Origin of the sequence: Mycobacterium sp., from assembly GCF_036488105.1 — a bacterium.
Lineage (GTDB): Bacteria > Actinomycetota > Actinomycetes > Mycobacteriales > Mycobacteriaceae > Mycobacterium.
This window is the reverse complement of record NZ_DASXHW010000179.1, coordinates 1-6,043: the sequence shown is the minus strand read 5'-3', so window position 1 is coordinate 6,043 and position 6,043 is coordinate 1. Positions and strand designations below refer to the sequence as shown.

Sequence of the window (6,043 nt, the reverse complement as noted above, 5' to 3'; positions counted from 1 at the left end):
CAGGCTCACAAACGCGTCAGGTGGCCGTTTTGATCATGGTCTTCCCGCAACAGGTCAGGGCCTCTGGGTCAGGACAGTCAGGCAGGGCCGGCTTAGTCACCGTCACTTCACACCCGCACTGGGTGTCGGGGCAGTGGTAGACCTCTCCTTGGGCTAATGGCATCTGCGGTCTCCTCAATGAGGTGTGGATCAGGTAATTTCACGCTAGAACCCGGCCCCTGGGGCAAGGTCAATACTGCGATGTGGAAAGGAGCGTGAATCATGCCAGCATCCACGTTGACCATCGGGCAAGCCGCCGCGGCTGCCGGGGTTACCCGCAAAGCGGTGCGAGTCTATGAGGCGAAAGGCCTGCTCTCCGTTGCGGGCCGAACCCCGGCAGGCTATCGGCTCTACGATCACCACGACGTTGAACTGTTGACGTTCATCAGGCGAGCCCGCAAGCTCGGCCTCCACTTAGCCGACATTGGCAAAATACTCGCCATTCGCAACGGCGGGACCCCGCCGTGCGCCGCCGTCCGCGACATGCTCGAGGAAAGGATCAGCGAGATCGACGCCACAGTAACCGAATTGCTCAGCCTGCGCCGGTCACTTACCAGCACTCGGCGACGAGCCGACGACTGCTGTGCTGACGACACGCCCACCATCTGCCGCGCCATCGACGAACCCGAATCCGCTACGTGAGGTGACCTCGGAGAGGTAGCGCTCACGATCAGCCCGCTACGCTACCCACCGTACAAATCAAAACGGCTCTCGTTTGCAGGCGTTCTTCGCCGCCGTAATCGAGGTAGAAGGCGAACGCCTCCTCAACGCGGGCCATCCCGACCCGGCGCTCTCCCCCTTGGGTCAAATCATGGCGGGCCTCGACGTCTACATCGACCAGGCCTAAAACTCCCCCTCGCTGCTCGGGAGGAATATGCACGAATCGAATATGGAGGGTTACCAGTAGGCGATTGTGTTCGGTTGTGGCACAGCATTTTGGACGATGAGTTATAGCGTGCTCACGCCACCCCGGTGGGGTCAGGAAAGCTTCTCGACTATCGGCACCCCGCCGTGAACAATCTGGTCGAAGGTACCGACCTTGGGGAGGCCGCTGATCGGTCGAGCGCTGGCGGGAAAGCACACCATGTTGATGTCAAGACCGAACGGATTCCACGAGACGCCGTTACTTACGACAGGCGCGGATCGATCGACACCGTTGTAGTTGTCGGGACTAAAGCGCGCAGTGCAGTACCAGTAGCAGTCGTAACCGAGTCCGCGGACATACCGAATTAGGTTGTCGCCTGTAGCGGGGTTGTTGTTTTCGACAAACAGGGTTGGTCGTGTGCGTGCGATGAGCCGCTCAGCCCCGTGCAGCACGGCCAGCTCGAATCCTTCGGCATCCACTTTTAACAAATCGAGGTGCTGAAGGTCTGCGGTCTGCGGGAATTCGTCGAGTACCACGACCGCAGTCCGATCGGATGTCAGCTCGCCGGGAAAGCATCCCTCGCCGCTGAAACCCGCGTCGATAGAGAAGGCGCCGTAATTCCACGGGGTGTCGTAGTTGGTCAACTCGATGACGACGAGCTCTTGGCGCGCACCGACTGCCACTCTGTGTGCATCGACATTGATCAGGTTGTTGAGCGCAAGATTGCCGCACAGAATGTTGAAGATAGGCCGCTGCGGCTCAAAGCAGATGACGTGGCCCGACGGTGTGATCTTTGCCAGTGGCACGGTGTGCAGGCCAAGGTTGGCGCCGACCTCGATCACCACGCTGTTTGGTTTGAGTAATCGTCGGTAGAGCGACACCTCTAGCTCGCTCCACTCGCCGTACACGTCGGCGTACGCACTGATCATGTCGCCGCGTAACAACAGGAAACGCCCCCAGCGGCAGTCTTTGAGAAATGTCTGCAACCCACGTCACCTTCGAATCTTTAAGAGACAGCCTGCGCCGTTAGGACTCGGTCCTGTGTGCAGACGGTGGCTGCGTACACACCCACGAGAGGTCCACCATAGAGCAGATCTGGCGCGAGCCAGGCTATGTCCGGTTGCTGGAGCGCGATGCAACTCGGGCATCAACGCTGCGCGTAGCTGTGTTGCGGTTTGCCGTCGATAGCCGGGTCCACGGTCGCGTCGTGTAGGGGGTTCATCTGATCTAACCCTGGGGTGTTGAACCGGCCTGGCCGCCGTGATCCCGATCGATACCGAAACGCCGCTCGCCGTCACCAGCTGGCTCGGCTTCGTGCAAACCGCGATCCTCGTCTGGATCGACAACCCAACCATTTCGCGCCAACAACCCCACAACCTCTGCATCCGCACGTTATGGGCCGCCGTCGGACTGCCGGCTTGAGACTGCGGTCCTTCAGCTCTTGGCGGCCCATCCGGGAGGAATATGCAGGAGTCGAATATGCCGGGTTACCAGTAAGGCATCCCGTTTTCGGTTGTTGCCCAACGACTTTGGGTCACGTGCAGATCCCCCAGTCTCGGCGATAGCCGCTTCGCTGACGAAGGCGACCTTCCCCGCCGCGATCACCTCGGCTGATATGACGCCGGCGGCAAGCCGTTTCGAGCTGGCATGAACAACGGGCAGTTAGAAACCACCGAATGCGGCACGCAGCGTTAAGCACAGGCGTCCCTGACATGAACTGTGGTACCTTTTTAGGTAAACAGAAAGCAAACAGGAGATCGCTAATGATCGGAAAAGTGCTGCTCGGCGCCGTTGGAGCCATCATCTCCATCGGTCTGGCCGCGCCATCGGGCGCCGACCCGGTCAATACGGTCGGCTCTGTCGGGGCACCGCAACCTGGCGCCGTCCCGAACTTCCTAGCCGCCGCACGGGCAGCCGGTGTCACCGGAACGGATCCTGCGATGCTGGAAAACGGCTACAGGGTGTGTTGGCAACTGTGGAATGCCCACGTCGTGGGTACGCAGGTGGCCGCGGACCTCGTGCGGGATCATCCAGAGCTAACCAGTGGCGAAGCGGGTCAGTTCGTGCTGGCCGCGTACCACTCGTTGTGCCCGGTGCCCGCCGCGTACGACTATTGGGCTTACAGCACCAGCTGAACTCGGCTGGCCTGCAACACAAAAGGGCCAACTCCGACAGGGCACTCCGGTCGCACGCGTGCCTCTAGGTGCAGAAATATTGCCTGTTGAGCAGACAATTCGTCGGCGGCGAGTAGGACCCGGTCAGCACGCCTCGTAGACCACCTGTGGCTGAAGAACCAGGTGCGATGGTGTGATTCCAGTTCGCGGGCGTGAGCACATAGTGCGTGCCAGATTGTGTGAGGGTGCTATTCCACGTGTGCGAGACGGATTCGCCCACCGGCAAGTCGAATTCGAGACGCCAATCGGTTAGCGGCACCGTGCTCGAGTTGGTGATCGTGAAGTGGGCGATGAAACCGGTCTGCCACGCATGCTCTACCGACAACGTTGCCGTGGCCGCGGCCGAATGAGCTACTGGGGTGATAGCGAGTCCGAGGACGGCAACTATCAATGCCGACACGGCTACGTGAAGCGCTGTGCGCCAGCGCTTCACGCAATTGTCCAATCCCGCCATAGCGGCCAACACTAAAGCGAAACAGGCGATATCGGCCCTCGCGCCACGGGTAAGCTGCAGTACCTTTGCTCAACTGAAACCGTCACGAAATCTTAGCTTCGATGTAGGTGGGTAAGGAGCGGCCGTGGAAAGTGTCGTCGTTCTCGGCTCCGGCTTTGCTGGCCTGTGGGCCGCGGTCGGAGCGGCACGTCGACTCGACGAACTGCATATCCCCGCGCGCGATGTAGGCGTGACCGTCATCAGTTCGCAGCCGTTCCACGACATCCGGGTGCGCAACTACGAGTCCGACCTGACCGCGTGCCGCATCCCGCTGAGCGCTGTGTTGGACCCGGCTGGTGTCGCGCACATCACCGCTGACGTCACGGCGATCGACACCGCCGCACGCACCATCGTCTTCTCAGGCGCTGATGGGTTTGGCACCCAGGACTATGACCGGCTGGTGTTCGCGGTGGGGAGTTCTGTGGCCAGAGCCGAGCTACCCGGTCTGCGCGAATTCGGCTTCGACATCGACACCTACGACCAGGCGAGCAGACTGAGCCGGCATCTCGCGTCGCTGGCCGATGGCCCGACCGCGCCCGGCGCGGCGACCGCGGTAGTGGTTGGAGCGGGACTGACCGGGATCGAGGCCGCCTGCGAGCTACCCGGCAGACTCGCCGAGCTGCTTTCCGGCCGTGACGGGTGCACGCCGAGGGTGCTGCTGGTCGACCGCAACCCGTTCGTGGGCTCCGATATGGGCGACTCCGCGCGTCCGCTGATTGAGGCGGCGCTGGCCGCTAACGGTGTAGAGGCGCTGACCGGCGTCGGTGTCACGGCCGTCGACGCCGAGGGTGTGACGCTGTCCACCGGGCAGCGGGTGGCAGCCGCCACGGTCGTATGGTGCGCCGGCATGCGGGCTAACGCGCTGACTTCGCTGTTCGGGACCGAGCTTGATCGGTTGGGGCGGCTGCCGGTCGACGACTATCTCCGGGTGGTCGGCGTGCCGGGCGTCTTTGCCGCCGGGGATGTTGCGGCGGCAAAGATGGACGATCAGCACCTGTCGGTGATGTCGTGTCAGCACGGACGGCCGATGGGGCGGTATGCGGGCTACAACGTCGTTAGCGACCTACTGGGTGAGCCGATGCTTAAGCTTCGTATCCCCTGGTACGTAACTGTTCTCGACCTGGGGCCGGCAGGTGCGCTGTATACCGAAGGCTGGGATCGGCGGGTGGTGGCGCACGGCGCCCAAGCCAAGGCCACCAAGCGTGTCATCAACACAGAACGGATTTATCCTCCGCTGGACGGCGACCGCGCGAAGATCCTCGCCGCCGCCGCGCCTGAGCTGCAAGCCCGCCCGGCGCGTGGGCGTTGAGCCAACCCGCAGTCGGAGGAAGTTCAGTCGATCATCGACCCACCACTCCCCTCATCGACGGAGCGGTTCACGCTTCCGACCTCGGGCGCTGAGCTCGACGCCAAGACATCGTGCGAAACCCGCGGCTGTAGCGTGACGACCGTGAACTCGTTGCGTACGTACTCCTCGGTCGGGCTCGTAATCTGTGCCGCATCGGCTGTCGTGACGCTTGCCGCGTGCAGCTCCGACAAGCCAGCTTCGTCGAAAGACACATCCACGACCGTGCCTGCCTTCACCCAAGCCTTGTCGCCGGCCTCGCCCCCACCCGCGACCGCAGACAGCAGCTGCCCCACCCGAGCGCCGGGTGATGGCGGAACACCGGACTGGACCCTCAGCGGGGCAACCGGCAGCGTCGCGTTGACGGGCTCCACGGATACGGCCGCACCGCTAGTGACCGTGACGGCACCGTTCAGCGTCACCGAAACCGCGGTACACACGCTGCACGCCGGAGACGGACCCGTTGTGGCGCCCACCGCCACAGTCTCTGTCTGCTACATGGGTGTCAACGGACGCGACGGCAAAGTGTTCGACAGCGCCTACGAACGCGGCACACCGGCCCAATTCCCGCTCGACGGTGTGGTGCCGGGCTTTCAGAAGGCGATCGCGGGACAAAAGGTCGGTTCCACTGTCGGCGTCGCGATGGCCTCAGCGGACGGCTATCCCGAAGGTCAGCCTCAAGCTGGCATTCAGAAGGGCGACAGCCTGATCTTCGCGATCAAAATCCTCAGCGCCGGAAGCTGAGCTTAGACTGCCTACCACTCCCGTAGGAGCGAGTAGGCAGCTGCCGCATTCGGATTGAGAGGCGGGTCGCGCGCTTCGTTTCAATCACGCCGATCGCGACTCTTCTGTAGACCTGCGTTGTTGCATACCGTCCACGCGTGGCGTTGAGCGTCGGCAGCATCCCCGTCCAGGTCCCCCGAGTCTCCCCCGTGACGTTCAGGCAGGCGCTCTTCGTTGCCGTAACAGCGGGCCTGGGCTACGGATTCGACTCGTATGCGGTGAACATCTACGGCCTGGTGTTGCCGGAAATCAAACAGACGCTGCACATCACCGAGGCTCAAGCCGGCTACATCGGTTCGATCTTCTTGCTGGGCTACACCATTGGCACCATCGGCTTCGGATTG

The 6,043-nt window shown here is 62.5% G+C and carries 8 protein-coding genes and 1 pseudogene; 7 read left to right on the top strand and 2 right to left on the bottom strand.

Annotated features, from left to right (window positions below; all coding sequences use genetic code 11):
- Positions 1–261: 261 nt before the first annotated feature.
- Positions 262–681, top strand: coding sequence for a MerR family DNA-binding protein (locus VGH54_RS09370; RefSeq protein WP_331511673.1), 420 nt, complete (start codon positions 262–264; stop codon positions 679–681).
- A 73-nt stretch (positions 682–754) separates the two neighbouring features.
- The gene (locus VGH54_RS09365) at positions 755–886 is read left to right on the top strand and encodes a hypothetical protein (RefSeq protein WP_331511672.1); all 132 of its coding nucleotides are present in this window, start codon (positions 755–757) and stop codon (positions 884–886) included.
- 131 nt (positions 887–1,017) lie between these two features.
- Here VGH54_RS09365 and VGH54_RS09360 read toward each other — a convergent pair whose 3' ends face one another.
- Positions 1,018–1,890, bottom strand: coding sequence for an FkbM family methyltransferase (locus tag VGH54_RS09360; RefSeq protein WP_331511671.1), 873 nt, complete (start codon positions 1,888–1,890; stop codon positions 1,018–1,020).
- Between the two features lie 274 nt (positions 1,891–2,164).
- Here VGH54_RS09360 and VGH54_RS09355 point away from each other — a divergent pair, with 274 nt between their 5' ends.
- Positions 2,165–2,326 (top strand): hypothetical protein, encoded by a 162-nt coding sequence (locus VGH54_RS09355; protein ID WP_331511670.1) that lies wholly within the window; start codon positions 2,165–2,167, stop codon positions 2,324–2,326.
- Positions 2,327–2,667: 341 nt separating this feature from the next.
- The gene (locus VGH54_RS09350; protein WP_331511669.1) at positions 2,668–3,039 is read left to right on the top strand and encodes a DUF732 domain-containing protein; all 372 of its coding nucleotides are present in this window, start codon (positions 2,668–2,670) and stop codon (positions 3,037–3,039) included.
- Positions 3,040–3,103: 64 nt separating this feature from the next.
- Here VGH54_RS09350 and VGH54_RS09345 read toward each other — a convergent pair whose 3' ends face one another.
- Positions 3,104–3,532 (bottom strand): cellulose-binding domain-containing protein, encoded by a 429-nt coding sequence (locus tag VGH54_RS09345; protein ID WP_331511668.1) that lies wholly within the window; start codon positions 3,530–3,532, stop codon positions 3,104–3,106.
- Between the two features lie 124 nt (positions 3,533–3,656).
- Between VGH54_RS09345 and VGH54_RS09340 the strand changes: the two genes are divergently transcribed.
- From VGH54_RS09340 to VGH54_RS09330, 3 genes and pseudogenes are all read left to right on the top strand, one after another.
- The gene (locus tag VGH54_RS09340) at positions 3,657–4,880 is read left to right on the top strand and encodes an NAD(P)/FAD-dependent oxidoreductase (RefSeq protein ID WP_331511667.1); all 1,224 of its coding nucleotides are present in this window, start codon (positions 3,657–3,659) and stop codon (positions 4,878–4,880) included.
- Positions 4,881–5,021: 141 nt separating this feature from the next.
- Entirely contained in the window at positions 5,022–5,660 is a 639-nt protein-coding gene (locus VGH54_RS09335; RefSeq protein WP_414688683.1) for an FKBP-type peptidyl-prolyl cis-trans isomerase, read from the top strand.
- A gap of 188 nt (positions 5,661–5,848) precedes the next feature.
- Positions 5,849–6,043: pseudogene (locus VGH54_RS09330) on the top strand (MFS transporter); the annotation flags it as partial.

What these genes read in the sequence shown, in the direction of transcription:
- VGH54_RS09370 (WP_331511673.1), top strand. Translation starts at nt 262, where the DNA reads ATGCCAGCATCCACGTTGACCATCGGGCAAGCCGCCGCGGCTGCCGGG.
- VGH54_RS09350 (WP_331511669.1), top strand. Translation starts at nt 2,668, where the DNA reads ATGATCGGAAAAGTGCTGCTCGGCGCCGTTGGAGCCATCATCTCCATC.
- VGH54_RS09345 (WP_331511668.1), bottom strand. Translation starts at nt 3,532, where the DNA reads ATGGCGGGATTGGACAATTGCGTGAAGCGCTGGCGCACAGCGCTTCAC.